At 45.5% G+C, this 17,798-nt stretch carries 15 protein-coding genes; 11 read left to right on the top strand and 4 right to left on the bottom strand.

Translation table 11 applies throughout. The annotated features are described in order from the left end of the window. Positions 1 to 145 precede the first annotated feature (145 nt). The gene (locus tag Vgang_RS00635; protein ID WP_105903409.1) at positions 146 to 1,291 is read right to left on the bottom strand and encodes a 3-phenylpropionate MFS transporter; all 1,146 of its coding nucleotides are present in this window, start codon (positions 1,289 to 1,291) and stop codon (positions 146 to 148) included. 273 nt (positions 1,292 to 1,564) lie between these two features. On the opposite strand from Vgang_RS00635, the gene Vgang_RS00630 reads away from it, so the two are divergent. The 11 genes from Vgang_RS00630 to fis all read left to right on the top strand — a co-directional run bounded on the left by Vgang_RS00630 (position 1,565) and on the right by fis (position 14,413). Continuing rightward, positions 1,565 to 3,451 (top strand): DUF294 nucleotidyltransferase-like domain-containing protein, encoded by a 1,887-nt coding sequence (locus Vgang_RS00630; RefSeq protein WP_105903408.1) that lies wholly within the window; start codon positions 1,565 to 1,567, stop codon positions 3,449 to 3,451. Positions 3,452 to 3,456: 5 nt separating this feature from the next. Then, a complete protein-coding gene (locus tag Vgang_RS00625; RefSeq protein WP_105903427.1) occupies positions 3,457 to 4,110 on the top strand; it encodes a 3'-5' exonuclease in 654 nt (217 codons plus the stop codon). A 596-nt stretch (positions 4,111 to 4,706) separates the two neighbouring features. Further along, complete coding sequence (gene acs, locus Vgang_RS00620; protein WP_105903407.1) at positions 4,707 to 6,653, top strand: acetate--CoA ligase; 1,947 nt, start codon at positions 4,707 to 4,709, stop codon at positions 6,651 to 6,653. A gap of 571 nt (positions 6,654 to 7,224) precedes the next feature. Beyond that, positions 7,225 to 7,680 (top strand): type II 3-dehydroquinate dehydratase, encoded by a 456-nt coding sequence (aroQ, locus tag Vgang_RS00615; protein ID WP_105903406.1) that lies wholly within the window; start codon positions 7,225 to 7,227, stop codon positions 7,678 to 7,680. Positions 7,681 to 7,784: 104 nt separating this feature from the next. Further along, the gene (accB, locus tag Vgang_RS00610) at positions 7,785 to 8,252 is read left to right on the top strand and encodes an acetyl-CoA carboxylase biotin carboxyl carrier protein (protein WP_105903405.1); all 468 of its coding nucleotides are present in this window, start codon (positions 7,785 to 7,787) and stop codon (positions 8,250 to 8,252) included. Positions 8,253 to 8,305: 53 nt separating this feature from the next. After that, positions 8,306 to 9,649, top strand: coding sequence for an acetyl-CoA carboxylase biotin carboxylase subunit (gene accC / locus Vgang_RS00605; protein ID WP_105903404.1), 1,344 nt, complete (start codon positions 8,306 to 8,308; stop codon positions 9,647 to 9,649). 535 nt (positions 9,650 to 10,184) lie between these two features. Next, positions 10,185 to 10,514 (top strand): YhdT family protein, encoded by a 330-nt coding sequence (locus tag Vgang_RS00600; RefSeq protein WP_105903403.1) that lies wholly within the window; start codon positions 10,185 to 10,187, stop codon positions 10,512 to 10,514. Then, positions 10,507 to 11,955, top strand: coding sequence for a sodium/pantothenate symporter (panF, locus tag Vgang_RS00595; RefSeq protein ID WP_105903402.1), 1,449 nt, complete (start codon positions 10,507 to 10,509; stop codon positions 11,953 to 11,955). The genes Vgang_RS00600 and panF overlap by 8 nt, the downstream gene beginning before the upstream one ends. A 98-nt stretch (positions 11,956 to 12,053) precedes the next feature. After that, the gene (gene prmA / locus Vgang_RS00590) at positions 12,054 to 12,938 is read left to right on the top strand and encodes a 50S ribosomal protein L11 methyltransferase (RefSeq protein WP_105903401.1); all 885 of its coding nucleotides are present in this window, start codon (positions 12,054 to 12,056) and stop codon (positions 12,936 to 12,938) included. Between the two features lie 182 nt (positions 12,939 to 13,120). Next, positions 13,121 to 14,089 (top strand): tRNA dihydrouridine synthase DusB, encoded by a 969-nt coding sequence (dusB, locus tag Vgang_RS00585; RefSeq protein ID WP_105903426.1) that lies wholly within the window; start codon positions 13,121 to 13,123, stop codon positions 14,087 to 14,089. Positions 14,090 to 14,116: 27 nt separating this feature from the next. Beyond that, positions 14,117 to 14,413 carry a DNA-binding transcriptional regulator Fis gene (gene fis, locus Vgang_RS00580; RefSeq protein WP_027695356.1) on the top strand — a complete coding sequence of 99 codons (297 nt, stop codon included), beginning with the start codon at positions 14,117 to 14,119 and terminating at the stop codon, positions 14,411 to 14,413. Between the two features lie 113 nt (positions 14,414 to 14,526). On the opposite strand, the gene Vgang_RS00575 is transcribed toward fis, so the two are convergent. The 3 genes from Vgang_RS00575 to Vgang_RS00565 form a co-directional block, all read right to left on the bottom strand. Continuing rightward, positions 14,527 to 16,593 carry a starch-binding protein gene (locus Vgang_RS00575; protein WP_105903400.1) on the bottom strand — a complete coding sequence of 689 codons (2,067 nt, stop codon included), beginning with the start codon at positions 16,591 to 16,593 and terminating at the stop codon, positions 14,527 to 14,529. Between the two features lie 158 nt (positions 16,594 to 16,751). Then, the gene (locus Vgang_RS00570) at positions 16,752 to 16,922 is read right to left on the bottom strand and encodes a hypothetical protein (protein ID WP_157946045.1); all 171 of its coding nucleotides are present in this window, start codon (positions 16,920 to 16,922) and stop codon (positions 16,752 to 16,754) included. Beyond that, complete coding sequence (locus tag Vgang_RS00565) at positions 16,919 to 17,704, bottom strand: AraC family transcriptional regulator (RefSeq protein ID WP_105903399.1); 786 nt, start codon at positions 17,702 to 17,704, stop codon at positions 16,919 to 16,921. Before Vgang_RS00565 ends, Vgang_RS00570 begins: the two co-directional genes overlap by 4 nt. Positions 17,705 to 17,798 lie beyond the last annotated feature (94 nt).

Genomic DNA, 17,798 nt, shown 5'->3' with positions numbered 1-17,798 from the left:
AGGGCGAGTGAGTCTCAATCAGTTTGATGTTGAAGTGTGGGCCAAGTGCAAAAACTCGCTGAGTTCAGCGCACTCACCCTGTACTCTAGTTATCCGCAGCTGAGGTTATTTAACTTCAGCAAAGGTTCTTTAACTTCAGAAAAGATTATTTAGCCCGCTCATCCAGTTTGATGAATATCGCCAACACACCCATCGCGGCCATCACCCAGAAGATCCCTGCGTGTAAATACTCATAACCCCAGCCACTCAATGCGGTCATCGCCGCGACAAATGCGCCCAAAGGAATAGCATTATAAAGCGATTGCAGGGGCACCATTTGATTATCGTCGGCCTGTTGAATATAGCGAATAGTGGCAAAATGCGTCAGAGCGAAAGTAATGCCGTGCAGCGTTTGTAATATCGCTAGCAGCCAAACCTCATGAGTTAACGCCAAACCACTCCAACGCACAATCACCGCCAATGACGCCAATAAAAACATGCTTCTTAATGACCAACGAGCAAACAAACGCGCGCTAAATGCAAACAGTAACACTTCGGATACCACCGAAAAGCTCCACAAATAGCCTATGGCCGACTCCGCGATGCCGGCTTCTTTCCAATAAATCGAGCTAAAACTGTAATAAGCTGCATGCGAGCCCTGCAACAACGCCACCAACAATAAAAACTTAATCACTGGCCATTGCTTTAATAGCTCGAGCAAAGGCGGTCTGGCTTTCTTTGCATCATCCGCTTGAGTAACGGGCATTTGTGAAGGTTGACGTAACGACATCAGCACCGTCACTAATAGACCCGCGGCTGCCGTGTAAATAATCATATCGCTGCCAAATCCATTGGCGAGATAACCGACCAAGGTTGAACCCACAATAAAGGCCACCGAACCCCATAAGCGACTGCGGCCATAATCAATCAATTTGAGTTTGCTGTAATAATTGGCCACCGAATCCGATAAAGGCATCCCCGGCCCAAAACAAGCGTTAAATCCGATCACCGCTAATGCCAACCAAAGAAAACTGCCCCCTGCGGCTAAATGCAGACTGGTAAAAATCAGACAACCCAAGGTTATAATGCGTAATGCAGGCAGTAGATGTTCGACTTTATGTAAGCGAGGCGTCACCATCAAGTTGACCACACAACGCGTGGCAAAACCGAGCCCAAGTAAAACCCCGATGTCAGCCGCAGACACCCCTTGCTCTGAAAGCCAAATTCCCCAGAAAGGCAGGTACACCCCGTACACAAAGAAAAAACCAAAGAAGTATTGGGATATCCAACCAAAAGGAGAAGGAGTGAGCATGGGAAATTTCGCCTACAACATTGAAAAACAAAGCGCCATTATGCCTGTGACTCACCGCTAACAACACACCTTTTTACACTAACGAATCCATCTATACCCAAGTGATCTCACGATGATTTTTTCCGTCAAATGAATAAATGCCGATAGAAAACTCCACCAGCAAGTACGAGAAACACATCTTGAAGTTAGTTAGATATAGACCAAAGTCGTCTAGCGTCCACAATTGAAAATAGCCACACTCAAGACTCTTGTAATCGTGTGAGTGATGTTGCTATGCCGGATAAATTCAACATGACATTAGCGCCATTTGATCGCTTATCGACCGCACAACAAACCTTGCTGCGTTCAAGCCTTGATGTCGCCTATTTTCGCCAATCCGACACCATACTCACCCCGGGAAAATGCGACGGCCATTTGTATATTCTGATCAAAGGTGGCGTTGAAGAAACCAGCGATGATGGCAAAGAAGTGTTCGCCCATTATGCCCATGAAGATATGTTCGATGTGCGTGCCGTATTGGATGGCGCAATCAAGCATAGATATACCGCTTTAGAAGATACTTTGGCGTATTTACTGCCACGAAAAGTATTCCTCAATCTATACCAAACCAATCACGATTTTGCGGCCTATTTTGATAGCAATCTGTCTACTCGCCAGCAACCAATGGAACTGGCGCACAATCAACAAAATTTGGCCGAATTTATTCTGACTAAAGTCGATGAGGCCATCTACAGCCCAGCGCTTGTGATCGAGCCACAAACCAGCCTGAAACAGACGGTCGAGCGTATGCAGCAACAAGGCACCGATGCGGCTCTCGTTCCCTTGCCTGCAACGGTTTTATCGTCCTATTCAAATACATTGTCTTCCAGCCAAGAATCGCCCAACAAACAAGAGCCAGCAAAGAAGCAAGAGTCGGCGAAAAAGCTGAATTTTGGCATTGTGACGCGTACCGATTTGCTGCACGCCATCACGTTAGACAACTATTCACCACAAAGCCCGGTTGAACAGATTGCTCGCTTTCCGGTACATCATGTTGAACAAGGGGAATACCTGTTCGATGCCATGATCACCATGACACGCCATAAATGCAAACGCCTTGCCGTGACACAAGACAGCCAAATCGTTGGCATGTTGCATCTCACTCAAATTTTAAGCGCTTTTTCAACCCACTCGCACGTTCTCACCCTACGCATTGCCAACGCCAATAATTTGGACGATTTATACCAAGCCGCCAGCCAACAACGAGAATTAGTGCAAACGCTGCAACACAATGGCATCCGCACGCGCTTTATCATGGAGCTCATCTCGACCATTAACGAGCAAATCATGGAAAAAGCATTTGAATTGATTGTGCCTGCGCATCTGCATGATCACTGTTGTTTGGTGGTTCTGGGCTCAGAAGGTCGCGGCGAACAAATTCTGAAAACCGACCAAGATAATGCGCTGATTGTCAAAGATGGCCTGCATTGGCATCAATTCGGCCCGTTGATGGAAACATTCAGCGCAGCGCTGCAAAAACTCGGCTACCCGCCTTGCCCGGGGAAAGTCATGGTGAATAACCCAGATTGGGTCAAGAATCAATTAGATTGGAAAAAGTGCCTGCAAACTTGGGCGCAACAAAGCAACCCAGAATCGGTGATGAAATTGGCGATTTTTTCGGATGCCAGAGCCATCGCAGGTAATGAGTCGTTACTCGCACCATTACACCAGCACTTACACCAAGTGCTGCACAATAATGAAATCGCACTGATGGAATTTGCTCGGCCTGCGCTTGGGTTTGCCGTGCCATTGACCTTCTTTGGACAAGTAAAACAAGACAAGCAAGGCATTGATATTAAACAAGGCGGCATTTTCCCTATCGTCCATGGCATTCGAACCTTAGCTTTAGAGCACCAAGTCATATGCAGTAATACTTTTGAGCGGATTGAGCAGCTACAAAACCAACACATTTTAGAGCCGCTCACTGCCGACAACCTGTCAGAAGCATTAAAGCTCTTTATAAAATGGCGACTTGAACAGCAACTCGCCAAGCAACACAACCACAATCGATTGGATGTGCAATCCCTAAACCGAGCCGAACGTGATCTTCTACGTCACAGCTTACATGTGGTGAAAAAGTTCAAACAATGGCTCGGCTATCACTATCAGATCCGTGAGTAATGCCTATGAATAGATTGCAGCGTTTATGGTGGTTCTACCGCCTAGCCAATTCTCCTTATCAATCACTCTTTGGCTCAATTCCAAAAGGCGAGTTTGTGTCATTAGATTGCGAAACCACCAGCTTAAACCCACAACAAGCTGAACTGGTTACGGTCGCCGCAACCAAAATCATCAACAATAAAATTGTCACCAGCGAGCCGTTTCATATCAAATTCAAAGCGCCCAAATCATTAACGAGCCAATCGATCAAAATTCATCAATTGCGCCACCATGATTTGAACGAAGGTTATAACGAGCCAGAAGGGTTAACTAAGCTGTTAGCCTTTATAGGCAATCGACCGTTAGTGGGTTATCACATTCGTTACGACAAAACGATTTTAGACCGAGCTTATAAAAAACACTTTGGTTTCCCCTTGCCTAACCCTTTAATCGAGGTGAGTCACTTGTACCATGAGCAACTCGAACGTCAGCTGCCTAATGCCTATTGTGACTTGAGCCTAGAAGCCATTTGTCGTCACTTAGAACTGCCACTGCAAGAACGACATGATGCGCTGCAAGACGCCATTACCGCAGCCATGATTTATGTGCGACTCACCTATGGTCATTTACCCAATCCAAGCTTGGCGTATAAAAAACATTATACCAATCACACTAATTAGATGGTCAGAAATTGCGAAGGAAAAAGGCTTGAGAACAAGGAGAAAATTTTCGATAAGTAGTTATTCTACAATCAAAATTTACAACGACGTTATCGAGCCTTTTAACAAGCAAGGATGATCAGATAATTAGTACGATTGGTATTAGATCGAGCTCGCATTTTCTGGCTGGACCACGGATAAAATCCCTTAATTTACAAGCTCTAAGCCTAAAGTCTAATTGTAGAAAAATTCGGATGAGCAGAAAGTAAACACATATACCCAAGTGACTTCAAGGTGCAGAATTCAGAGCTATCATCCAAGTCTTTAAACAAGGAAGATTCGCGTAGGAATGTAAGCACCTTTCAAACGAATCTGACGCCGAATAAAGGCTTGGATGAAGCTCCCGAAGGGCAAGTTAAAACAAGCTTTATGCTGCGTTAAATTGAACAGAGATAGAATCACTATGATCATATTCAATTTGCCTTGCCTAAAACTTGTTTTAATCTTGCTGAAACTCGCACCTTGAAGTGACTTGGGTATAAACCAATAACAACAAATCATCCCTACACAATTTAAAAATCCAAATCATTGAGTCTAACTCAAGCAAGGAGAGCCCCATGAGTGAAGTGCATATTCATCCTGTCAAAGACAACATTCTTAAACAAACCCATGCTGATAATGAAACTTATCTCTCCATGTACCAAGAGTCTGTCAATGATCCGCAAGGTTTCTGGGGCAAACACGGCAAAATCGTGGATTGGATTAAGCCATTCACCCAAGTGAAAAACACCTCGTTTGAGCCAGGCAACATTGATATTAAATGGTTTGAAGATGGCCAATTGAACGTATCGGCGAACTGTATTGACCGCCATCTTGCCGAACGTGGTGATGAAGTCGCGATTATTTGGGAAGGCGATGACCCGAAAGATGACGCTCAAATTACCTTCAATCAATTGCATGACAAAGTATGCCGCTTCTCAAACGTACTTAAATCACAAGGCGTGAAAAAAGGCGATGTGGTGTGTCTTTACATGCCAATGGTGCCAGAAGCCGCTGTGGCTATGCTAGCGTGTACCCGTATTGGCGCGATTCATACCGTGGTCTTTGGTGGCTTCTCACCAGATGCTTTGGCAGGCCGCATTATTGATTCGAATGCCAAAGTCGTGATCACCGCGGATGAAGGTATTCGAGGCGGACGTGCTGTGCCATTAAAAGCCAACGTAGATAAAGCACTACAAAACCCAGAAACTGATGTGCGTAGCGTGGTGGTTTTCCAACGCACTGGCGGGCAAGTGGAATGGAATAGCGAGCGTGATATTTGGTGGCACGAAGCCGCAGAGCAAGCCTCTCCTGAGTGTGCTCCCGAGCCAATGAACGCTGAAGATCCACTATTTATTCTTTACACTTCTGGCTCAACCGGTAAACCTAAAGGTGTATTGCATACCACAGGTGGCTACTTAGTATATTCCACCATGACGTTTAAATATGTATTCGACTATCAACCGGGCGATGTGTTCTGGTGTACCGCTGACGTAGGTTGGATCACAGGTCACACTTACTTGGTATACGGCCCGTTATCGAACGGCGCGAAAACCATCTTATTTGAAGGCGTGCCAAACTACCCTAACACTAGCCGCATGAGTGAAGTGGTGGATAAACATCAAGTCAGCATTTTATACACCGCGCCAACCGCGATTCGTGCTCTGATGGCAAAAGGCGATGAAGCGATTAAAGGCACGTCTCGTTCGAGCTTACGCGTGATGGGTTCGGTAGGTGAACCCATTAACCCAGAAGCGTGGGAGTGGTATTACAAAACCATCGGTGATGAGCGCTGCCCAATTGTCGATACTTGGTGGCAAACGGAAACAGGCGGTATTTTGATCACGCCATTACCAGGCGCGACCGAGCTCAAACCGGGTTCTGCGACTCGCCCATTCTTTGGCGTACAACCAGCACTGCTCGATAACGAAGGCAACCCACTGGAAGGCGCGACCGAAGGTAACCTTGTGATCACCGATTCATGGCCAGGTCAAATGCGCACCATTTATGGCGATCATGAACGTTTTGAGCAGACTTACTTCTCTACTTTTAAAGGCGTTTACACCACAGGTGATGGTGCGCGTCGAGATGAAGATGGTTACTACTGGATCACAGGCCGTGTCGATGATGTATTAAACGTATCAGGTCACCGCATGGGTACCGCAGAAATTGAATCGGCTCTGGTGGCATTTGATAAAATTGCTGAAGCGGCGATAGTGGGTATTCCACACGACATTAAAGGCCAAGCGATTTACGCCTACATCACGCTTAATGATGGCGAATTCCCATCCGCAGAATTGCACAAAGAAGTAAAAGACTGGGTACGTAAAGAAATCGGTCCCATCGCGACGCCAGATGTATTGCACTGGACGGACTCACTACCGAAAACTCGCTCCGGTAAGATCATGCGCCGTATCTTACGTAAGATTGCAACGGGTGACACCAGCAACCTAGGCGATACTTCGACCCTAGCGGACCCAAGTGTGGTGGATAAGCTTATCGAAGAAAAAGCGAATTTGGTGTAATCGGCAGCGATCGCTATATCTAAAGTGTAAAAATCAACGACAGAAACCGTGGCTTAGGCTGCGGTTTTTTCGTTGCTCGGTTCTCGGGCGCTACGTGTCTCGTGTCTCGTGTCTCGTGTCTCGTGTCTCGTGTCTCGTGTCTCGAAAAAGCAAAAGCAAAAGCAAAAGCAAAAAACTTTCTCAAACATCGCATAGAATTCCACTAGAGAATTAGAGAATTAGAGAATTAGAGAATTAGAGAATTAGAGAATTAGAGAATTAGAGAATTAGAGAAAAATCATCAGACTAAGGTATAGGTTTTAATACTTTTATAATGGAAATTTTTAAAAGCGATCTGAATTTCAACATTGTCGATAAGCATTCCACATCAATATCGAGCTACGAGTTACGAGCCTCCGAAAATCGATTTAAACCTCATTAGACCAGTAATTTGCTGCGATTTGCGTTGAATTCGCTATAATTAGCGAAATTAGTATATGCATGGTCAATTTTTTTGCTATCTTACTTAGCAAAGCATCAAAAATATGACATGATGCATTTTACATTCAATTTAACGGATATTAGCCACACAATGTCAGCAAAATTACGAGTTCTTGTCTTAAACGGACCGAATCTTAATTTGCTCGGGTTACGTGAACCGACGCATTATGGTTCGAATACATTGACCGATATTGTTGCTCGCTTGGAAGCACAAGCCAAAGACTTAGGCATCCAACTGTCGCACCTTCAGTCGAATCGTGAATATGAATTGATTGAAGCGATTCATGCGGCACACGACAGCATCGATTTCATCATTATCAACCCTGCGGCGTTTACCCATACCAGTGTTGCACTGCGTGATGCCCTGCTTGGGGTTAATATTCCTTTCATTGAAGTTCACCTATCGAACGTACATGCGCGGGAACCTTTTCGCCATCACTCCTATCTATCAGATAAGGCAGTGGGCGTGATCTGCGGCTTGGGCGCTCAAGGTTATCAATTTGCACTGTCGGCGGCGCACGCACACTTAAGCCAAGCATCGGCTTAGTGCACTCGTCTTCGATATCAGCAAGTCAACTTGTCTTGCTAACACATAAACGGTAGCCAAGCTATTGTTTGGACATGAATTATTAAACTAATAGAGAACATATTATGGATATTCGTAAAATCAAGAAGCTTATCGAATTAGTAGAAGAATCTGGTATTGCTGAACTTGAAATCTCTGAAGGTGAAGAATCAGTACGCATCAACCGCTACAGCAATCAAGCGGCTCCTGCGGCTCCAGTTCAATACTCTGTAGCACCAGCTCAAGCAGCGCCTGCGGCTGCACCGGCTCCAGCAGTATCTGAAGAAGCAGCACCGGCTCCAGCGGCAGCAGTAGAAACCGGTCACAAAGTCCTATCGCCAATGGTGGGTACTTTCTACCGCTCTCCAAGCCCTGAAGCGAAATCTTTCATCGAAGTTGGCCAAACGGTTAAAGAAGGTCAAACACTTTGCATCGTTGAAGCGATGAAAATGATGAACCAAATCGAAGCAGACAAATCAGGTGTGGTTAAAGCTATCCTAGTGGAAGACGGCCAACCTGTTGAGTTTGATCAACCACTTGTTGTGATTGAGTAAGTCTGTTTTTTAACAGCGCATTCCCCATTCACACAGCAACAAGAGGCAATACAATGCTAGATAAAATTGTCATCGCGAACCGAGGTGAAATCGCCTTGCGTATTCTTCGCGCATGTAAAGAGCTAGGCATTAAAACGGTCGCGATTCACTCAACCGCTGACCGCGATTTAAAACACGTACTACTTGCAGACGAAACGATTTGTATTGGTCCTGCGCGTAGTTCTGACAGCTACTTAAACATTCCACGCATCATTTCTGCGGCTGAAGTTTCAGGCGCAGTGGCGATTCACCCAGGTTACGGCTTCTTATCTGAGAACGCTGATTTCGCTGAGCAAGTGGAAAAATCAGGCTTCATTTTCGTTGGCCCGAAAGCAGAAACCATTCGCCTAATGGGTGACAAAGTGTCTGCTATCAACGCCATGAAAAAAGCAGGCGTTCCTTGTGTTCCGGGTTCTGATGGCCCGCTTGACGATGACGACGCGAAAAACCGCGCTTTTGCTAAACGCATTGGCTACCCAGTGATCATCAAAGCCTCTGGTGGCGGCGGCGGTCGTGGTATGCGTGTGGTTCGTAAAGACGAAGATCTGGTTGAAGCGATTGCGATGACACGTTCTGAAGCAAAATCGTTCTTCAACAATGACATGGTTTACATGGAGAAATACCTAGAAAACCCTCGTCACATCGAAGTTCAAGTGTTGGCTGACGGTCAAGGCGGCGCGATTCACTTAGGTGAGCGTGACTGTTCTATGCAACGTCGTCACCAAAAAGTGGTGGAAGAAGCACCAGCACCAGGTATCACTGAAGAGATGCGCCAATACATCGGTGAACGTTGTACTCGCGCATGTATCGAAATTGGTTACCGCGGCGCAGGCACATTCGAATTCCTATACGAAAACGGCGAGTTCTACTTCATTGAAATGAACACCCGTATTCAGGTAGAGCACCCAGTGACTGAAATGGTGACCGGCATCGACCTTATCAAAGAGCAATTACGCATTGCAGCAGGTCAGCCTTTATCCTTCACGCAAAACGACATCAAGATCCGCGGCCATGCGGTGGAATGTCGTATCAATGCGGAAGATCCAGTGCGCTTCCTACCTTGCCCAGGCAAAATCGAACATTTCCACCCACCAGGTGGCATGGGCGTTCGTTGGGAATCTCACGTGTATGCTGGCTACTCAGTACCGCCACACTACGATTCAATGATCGGCAAGCTGATCACATTCGGTGAAAACCGTGATGTAGCGATTGCTCGTATGAAGAATGCATTAGGTGAAGCGATCATCGATGGCATCAAAACCAACATTCCTCTGCAGCTCGACATCATGAATGATGAAAACTTCCAACACGGTGGTGCGAATATTCACTACCTTGAGAAGAAGTTAGGCTTACAATAAAAGTCGGTTGCTAGGGTCTAGTCCCTAGTTACTAGGAAAAGATAAGAGACCGTGGTGAGAACTGCGGTCTTTTTTTTGCGATTCTCGGTGCTCGGGCGCTGCGCTGCTCGTTGCTTGAAAGAGAAAGAGCGTTAATAAGTGATACAAAAAGCTGTCATCCTTGATGAGTCTAGGCGACATCGAGGATCTATCTTCAGCGCGCTGTGATTAGATTCCCGCTCTCGCTAAGGCTCGGCAGGAATGACAGTTTCTTTGTTGTGAATGGTATATTTCGAGTAAAAGCAAGCGTTCTTGGAACCGATCTTCCACGCGACACCAAACTCGTAACGCGCAACAGAATTCTTTTCGGCTCTCGAGCGGAGCGTCCTCGAATCCCGCTCCTTTCTTTATTCGAGAAACGAGCAGCGAAGCGCCCGAAATACGAGCCACACTTTCCTAGAAACTAGGCACTCGCCCCCTATCTGCCTATCATCATTTGTCTTTCCGCCTATTGTTTGCAAAAATGCCCTCCCTCATCCATTCAACAGGTCGCTTCATGAAAACTCTTGATGCACGCTATCAACAAGCCCACAAAGAAGCTAAGTGGGCGATTGGGCTTGCCTTGGCTTATATGGCTTGGTGGGCGATTTCTGCGTATGGCTTAGCGCCAGATCCTGACAATATGGCTGCGATGCCAAGGTTATATTTCGGTTTTCCTTTATGGTTTTTGGTTGCCTGCGTGATAGGCCCGATTGTGTTTACGTTATTATGCGCCGCGATGGTGAAATGGATTTATCGCGATATGTCACTAGAAATAGAGCATGAACACGATATGCAAGACAACAACGCAATCAACAAAGCTAAGCAAGAAGTCCATCATGAATAACCTGATTTTAATCCCACTCATTCTTTACTTAATTGCCGTATTCGCACTGGCGTTTTGGAGCAGCAAGCACAGTAATAAAAAAGGCTTTTTAAACGAATACTTAGTCGGTGGCCGTAGCATGGGCGGATTTGTGCTGGCGATGACACTGGCTGCCACCTATGCAAGTGCGAGCTCTTTTATTGGTGGACCGGGTGCGGCATATAAAATGGGCCTAGGTTGGGTATTGCTGGCGATGATCCAACTACCGGCTACTTGGTTAACCTTAGGCGTATTAGGTAAGAAGTTTGCCATTGAAGCGCGTCGTCATAATGCGTTAACCCTCAATGACATGCTGTACGCTCGCTATCAAAATCGTGGCGTGGTGATTTTTGCCTCTCTGTCATTATTACTGGCTTTCTTTGGCACCATGGTAGTTCAGTTTGTCGGTGGCGCGCGTTTGCTGCAAACCGTTACTGGGCTTTCTTATACTCATGGTTTGATGATTTTTGCCATCACTGTTGGCTTGTACACCACCATCGGCGGTTTTCGCGCGGTAGTGATGACCGATACGCTGCAAGGCATCATGATGATCATCGGCACCATTGCCTTACTGGTGGGCATTGTGCACGCCGGAGGCAGTATTGGCGAAATCGTCACAGATTTACACAATATCGACCCAGCACTGATCACGCCTTATGGCCCTGATCATTTCCTCACTGGCCCGTTTATGATGAGTTTTTGGGTGCTGGTGTGCTTTGGTGTGATTGGCTTGCCGCACGCGGCGGTGCGGTGTATGTCGTACAAAGACAGCGCCTCTCTGCACAAAGGCATGGTGATCAGCACCATCATGGTCGCGTTACTGATGCTTGGAATGCATTTAGCCGGCGCGTTTGGCCGTGCCATTGTGCCGGATATCGGCAGCCCCGATCAGATCATGCCAACCTTGATGATCACCGTATTACCTCCAGTGGTTGCGGGCATTTTCTTAGCCGGCCCAATGGCGGCAATTATGTCGACCATTGATTCACAGCTCATTCAAGCGTCAGCGACCCTGCTCAAAGATTTATACATCAACTACATCAACCCTTCGATGGCGCAAGGTGAAAAAGCCGAAAAAAGCCTGCCAAAACTGTCGCTCTGGGTCACGGGCATCTTTGCTGCCTTGGTGTTTGTGGCGGCACTGAATCCGCCCGATATGATCATTTGGCTCAACCTACTCGCGTTTGGCGGCATGCAAGCGGTGTTCTTATGGCCATTGGTATTAGGGCTGTACTGGAAAAACGCCTCAGCCACCGGCGCCTTTGCTTCCATGATTGTGGGATTAGTGTCTTATATCGGCTTTAGCACTTTTAAACCTGATATGGCGGGAGTCAATGCGATTGTGCCAACGCTACTGTTTGGGTTAATCACCTTTATCATTGGCAGTAAACTCAAACCCAACACGCAACTGCAAACCGCATAATAAGAAGACTGTATATAATCTCTACAAGGCGAAGCGCATCTGCTAAACTTCGCCTCAATTTCTATTTATCCGAATTAACCTAACTAGAGGCCGATCCCATGCCTTGGATTCAAATCAAACTCAACGCGACCGACACCAACGCCGAAGCCATCGGTGATATGTTAATGGAAGAAACTGGCGCATTATCTGTCACTTTTCTGGACGCCAAAGACACGCCGGTGTTCGAGCCATTACCGGGTGAGACGCGCTTATGGGGCGAAACCGACATCTTAGCGCTGTACGATGCGGAAGTTGATACCCAACACGTATTAAGCCAAATCAAAGGCAGCAACATGCTTAGCGACGATTTCGCTTACAAAATTGAGCAAATTGAAGATAAAGACTGGGAACGCGAATGGATGGACAACTTCCACCCAATGCAATTTGGCAAACGTTTATGGATTTGCCCAAGCTGGCGCGAAATTCCAGATCCAACCGCCGTCAACGTGATGCTAGATCCTGGTCTTGCATTTGGTACTGGCACCCATCCAACCACTTCTGTGTGTTTAGAGTGGCTAGAAGGCCTCGATTTAACAGGCAAAACCGTGATCGACTTTGGTTGTGGTTCTGGCATTCTCGCGATTGCCGCCATCAAATTGGGCGCAGCTAAAGTGATCGGTATTGATATCGACCCACAAGCCATTCTAGCTTCACGCGATAATGCCGAGCGCAATGGCGTCGCCGATCAATTAGAGCTGTTCCTACCTCAAGACCAACCTGAAGGCCTAATCGCTGACGTCGTGGTCGCTAACATCCTAGCAGGCCCTCTACGCGAGCTTTCAGGTGTCATCACAAACCTAGTCAAACCAAACGGCTTACTGGCGATGTCTGGCGTACTCGACTCACAAGCGGCCGATGTCGCGACCTACTACCAAGACGCGTTCGAGCTTGATCCAATCATTGAGCTACAAGAATGGTGTCGCATTTCTGGTCAAAAGAAATAGGGCCAAAAGAAATAAGACTAAAAGAAAGCCTAGCCATTTATTTCAGCTTGGGCAACGAGCTAATTGACTGAAAATCAGACGATTTACAAAACTATTTGTGAAATGGTTAAATATTAGTCTTTTCACACCTCGAAAAAATGCGTAAAATGCGCGCCCTTGCTGTGATGAACTGTGATGCTGTTTTGAAAATCGGAAATTACACACTACCGAATAACCTCATTGTTGCCCCAATGGCTGGAGTAACCGATAGGCCATTTCGTGAATTGTGCCTTCGATATGGGGCAGGAATGGCCGTCAGTGAAATGATGTCCTCTAACCCAAAAGTTTGGAACACATCCAAATCACTCCAACGCATGGTACATGAAGGCGAATCGGGCATTCGCAGTGTACAAATTGCGGGAGCGGATCCTGATCTCATGGCACAAGCTGCGCAAGTCAGTGTTGAAAATGGTGCGCAAATCATCGACATCAACATGGGCTGCCCAGCAAAAAAAGTGAATAAAAAACTGGCAGGCTCCGCGTTATTGCAGCGCCCTGATCTTATCAAACAGATATTGAAAGCTGTGGTGAATGCAGTTGAGGTTCCGGTAACCCTAAAAACGCGCACGGGATGGGACACAGACAATAAAAACTGTGTTGAGATTGCCAAGATGGCCGAGCAATGTGGCATTCAAGCGTTAGCGCTCCACGGGAGAACTCGCGCTTGCATGTACAAAGGCGACGCAGAATACGACAGTATCAGAGCCGTGAAACAAGCTATCTCAATCCCATTGATTGCCAATGGTGATATTGATAGCCCAGAAAAAGCGAAATACGTACTCGATTACACCGGTGCGGATGCTCTGATGATAGGTAGGCCCGCCCAAGGTCGACCGTGGATTTTTAAACAAATCCAACACTATTTACAAACGGGAGAGCACTTGCCACCGCTTCCAATGGAAGAAGTGCAAGACATCCTCATTGGTCATGTTCAGGCTTTACATGAGTTTTATGGCGAGTTTTTAGGGCCTCGTATCGCACGTAAACACGTCGGTTGGTACTTAAAAGAACATGATGATGAAGGTGAGTTCCGCCGTGTTTTCAACGCCATCGAAGATGCCTCACAGCAAATCGATGTGCTGAGAAATTATTTTTATACCAAGAGTATTTAATTACCAGAAGAAGAGCTAAGACTAATTATGTTCGAACAAAATCTGACTTCAGAACCATTCACAGTTACTACTGTTACATCACAAGACCAGATCACACAGAAGCCACTTCGTGACTCTGTTAAAGCATCTTTAAAGAACTACCTTGCTCAGTTAAATGGCCAAGACGTTAACGATCTTTACGAATTAGTATTAGCAGAAGTTGAACAACCAATGCTAGACATGGTGATGCAGTACACTCGCGGCAACCAAACTCGCGCAGCGAACATGATGGGCATCAACCGTGGCACACTTCGCAAGAAGCTAAAAAAATACGGCATGAACTAAGATTAAATTAGTTTGAATAAGAAAGGCTTACGATAATTCGTAAGCCTTTTTTATATCAGATAACCCCTTCACATTTGAAAATACTATTGCAACAACTTGTGTATAAGCATAAGTCAGATACAGTTCTCTAATGCTGTCCAAGTATTATTTTTATAACAAGTAGCTTGTTTAGTAGTACTAAGGTCACTGCTTTGATTGCTGCCATTATTACTAAAAATCAGATTGAGACTTTCAATTGATTCTGAAAATTCATAACAATATTGATTTCCAACTTGCGTTAACGGTACACCTGGCCAAGTAGCATCGCTGATGCTACTACCTGATTCTGTTACTACATTCCAATAGTAAATTGTCGGACTATCGAAGTATTGGTTATTGTCGTAACACACCTTAGCAAGGTCACTTACCGGTAAACTAGGATTTGAAGTCGTCACGTTAAAGCCACAATCCGCTAACGATTTCCATGTCCCGTTATCGTAACAATGATTACCTTGCATTCGTAAATCTTCCGTTTGGTTAGCACCATTATCATTGAAAATAATGTTGATGGCATCAGTTTCTGCGCCAAGATCATAACAATGATAATTTCCTTTTTTCACCATACTTTCTCCTGGCCACGTAGCATTTACTACGCGTTCAGAAGGTTGTGCCCCCCAAAAATACACAGTTGGATTCGTAAAGCTTCGATCGTTACTCAAACAGACTGCTGTACTGGCTATTTCTAGCGTAATGGGGTTTGGATCGGGGTTGCATTCACTACCTGAACAACCGCCAATTTTAGCACCGATGTGTATTGCTGAGGCACTAACCGTATTCACGGTAAAATAAGCCATACCTTCGGTATTAACCGAGATAGTTGGTCCGCTGCACGTATGTGTTGCTTCATCGTAATTTCCGTTAATAATGTCGCAATATTCTCCCGCAGGCATACTTGTTTGGAAGCTTCTATTTATAGCCTTATTATCGTCTCGGTTAATCACCACAAACCCTGAACTGCCTCGACCAAAAGCAATTTGGTTATAACCGTCATCCCACCAATTGTTAAGCATAAATTCATTGGCGGTATGATTTCGAAAAGACACCATATTGGCGATACCACGCCAACGGTGCTCACAAACCCAATCTCCACCATCAAATCCACATGCATTGCCAGAGTTAGCGCCTGAACTTGGTGGGCCCTGATCAAAATTCCCGCCAAAATAATAACCCGACATCACCTTCGGGTAACCATATGGGTAAGCCAACATAAAAATGTTTCCGATATAGTACAAATCACCTACATCTAAATGGGTTAACGTGGCCCCTTCATTGTGTCGTTCATCATCATGGTTAGCAACGAAGACTACTGCACTATCGCTTGGTAGCATGCCCGGCCATGTTTTTAAATCTTTTAACTCGTTAATTCCTCCATTTTGAAATTTATCCCCAATCGCCCTTTCGTAGCCAAATTCCGTCACATCTCCATTTCCTGTATATTCAAATGGCGTAATAGGTTCACCATAGGCACCAATTACCTCTTGGAAAATATAAGGGCTGCCCGTTAGCTTAGATTTTATCGCGGCAATATCTTCGCTAGGTATATGTTTGGCGGCATCAATTCGAAAACCAGCCACCCCTATTTGCGTCATATCGTTGAGGTAATCGGCAATTTTTTGACGTACATAATCCGACCCAGTCTTTAAATCATTCAACCCAGAAAGATCACAGTTTTGTACCTGCCAACGATTTTGATAATTGATTGGCGTCGTGCAGTTATTAAAGTCATTAGAGGAATAAGGCACTCGGGGGAAGTCTCGATTCCAAGCGGCCATATGGTTAATCACCGCATCAACATAGATATCAACGCCTGATGCCTTGCAACGTTGGACCATATTAATAAAGGCATTACGATCACCACTTCGTCCTGAAATTTCATAACTTACTGGTTGGTAACGCGTCCACCAAGCCGAGCCATCTATACTCAAGTTCGGAGGGGATACTTGAACCGCTGAATAACCTTTAGGTCCTAAAATAGTTTCACATTCCGTGGCAATATCAGCCCATGGCCATTCAAATAAATGTACAAATGCTGTTCTCGGTACATTGACTTCCTGAGCCAAAGCCGAAGATACATTCCCTCCCAGAGCAGCACTAAAGCCAATTAAAGCGGCTATTTTCGATATTTTATAATGACGATACATTCAAACAGCTCCTTGTTTATTATTTACTCTTGTGAGCACCTAAAAATAAACAAGAAGTTTCTTTTCTACAAAGCTGAATATCCCAAAAAAGCGGAATTATCACTATAAGTGCAATCATGCGGATAACAATCATGTCCCAACAATGTATTACCTCACATTTAGTGTAACGCCATTCTTAACAACTCCTGCTGCGCGGCATACTTTTCTGCTTTTGATTGTCCATCGGTGGTAAGTGCCTGTAGCTGCTTATCACTCAATTGTGCTAAATACGAAAAATCTTGTGGCTTCCCACCTGATAGTGCCTGCGTAAACTTTTTAAATAAACTCATAAGATTTCCTTTTCTAAAGTTTCAGTGATTTTTTGTCGATAAACAGCAGGCGTTAATCCGGTATGCTTACGAAACATCTTAATAAATGCCGAAGCATCACTGTAGCCTAACTGATAAGCCACTTGGCTGATCGACTCTTCTTGCTTCAATAGTTGCAAGGCCGTCACCACCTTCAACCTCTGACGCCATTCATTAAAACTCATGCGTAAATGCTTTTGAAAGCGCCGATGTAATGTGCGTTCGGTGGTAAAGGCTCGCTTGGCCCATTCAGACATTGGGCAATGATTAGCCGGATTGGCTTCGAGTTCTGCCAATATTGGTTGTAATAACGGATCGGTTGTTGTGGGTAAAAAGTCATCCACTTGGTGAGCGCTTGCTAACCGCGCAAGTAGTACATCGGTTAAACATCTATCTTGATGGCTGTCGATTTTATCCACTTTGCGTGCTACGAGATCATCAATAATCGCCAGCACTAAAGGTGGCAGGGCGATCATACAAGCCTGATTTGGCAAACGATGAGAGTGCGAAACATCAATGTTGATCGCGCAATATTCAATATCTTGGCGGTTAAACGCTCGATGAGGGGTTTGCGCTGGAGTCCAAATCGCAAAACCAGCAGGAGAGACCATTTTGCGTCCATTGACTTCCATCTCAAGCACACCTTGTTTGATCAAATGCACCTGCCCCCAATCATGCTGGTGAGTCATGGTTTCTGTGCCACCCGCAATATGAAAATAATGCACAAACACTGAGCTTGGCAATTGTTCCACTAACTTAGGCATAAAGGTTGGATTTGATGTTTTTTCTTTGTCATGTTACTGACTCCGGTATCAACTTGTCTGAATCTGCCAACTCTCTGTCCGATCGAACCTACTG

This window comes from Vibrio gangliei (genome assembly GCF_026001925.1).
Classification (GTDB): domain Bacteria; phylum Pseudomonadota; class Gammaproteobacteria; order Enterobacterales; family Vibrionaceae; genus Vibrio; species Vibrio gangliei.
This window is presented reverse-complemented; position numbering and strand designations above follow the sequence as displayed.

Coding starts and splice junctions, on each gene's coding strand:
- Vgang_RS00635 (WP_105903409.1), bottom strand. CDS start 1,291: ATGCTCACTCCTTCTCCTTTTGGTTGGATATCCCAATACTTCTTTGGT.
- Vgang_RS00630 (WP_105903408.1), top strand. CDS start 1,565: ATGCCGGATAAATTCAACATGACATTAGCGCCATTTGATCGCTTATCG.
- Vgang_RS00625 (WP_105903427.1), top strand. CDS start 3,457: ATGAATAGATTGCAGCGTTTATGGTGGTTCTACCGCCTAGCCAATTCT.
- acs (WP_105903407.1), top strand. CDS start 4,707: ATGAGTGAAGTGCATATTCATCCTGTCAAAGACAACATTCTTAAACAA.
- aroQ (WP_105903406.1), top strand. CDS start 7,225: ATGTCAGCAAAATTACGAGTTCTTGTCTTAAACGGACCGAATCTTAAT.
- accB (WP_105903405.1), top strand. CDS start 7,785: ATGGATATTCGTAAAATCAAGAAGCTTATCGAATTAGTAGAAGAATCT.
- accC (WP_105903404.1), top strand. CDS start 8,306: ATGCTAGATAAAATTGTCATCGCGAACCGAGGTGAAATCGCCTTGCGT.
- Vgang_RS00600 (WP_105903403.1), top strand. CDS start 10,185: ATGAAAACTCTTGATGCACGCTATCAACAAGCCCACAAAGAAGCTAAG.
- panF (WP_105903402.1), top strand. CDS start 10,507: ATGAATAACCTGATTTTAATCCCACTCATTCTTTACTTAATTGCCGTA.
- prmA (WP_105903401.1), top strand. CDS start 12,054: ATGCCTTGGATTCAAATCAAACTCAACGCGACCGACACCAACGCCGAA.
- fis (WP_027695356.1), top strand. CDS start 14,117: ATGTTCGAACAAAATCTGACTTCAGAACCATTCACAGTTACTACTGTT.
- Vgang_RS00575 (WP_105903400.1), bottom strand. CDS start 16,593: ATGTATCGTCATTATAAAATATCGAAAATAGCCGCTTTAATTGGCTTT.
- Vgang_RS00570 (WP_157946045.1), bottom strand. CDS start 16,922: ATGAGTTTATTTAAAAAGTTTACGCAGGCACTATCAGGTGGGAAGCCA.
- Vgang_RS00565 (WP_105903399.1), bottom strand. CDS start 17,704: ATGCCTAAGTTAGTGGAACAATTGCCAAGCTCAGTGTTTGTGCATTAT.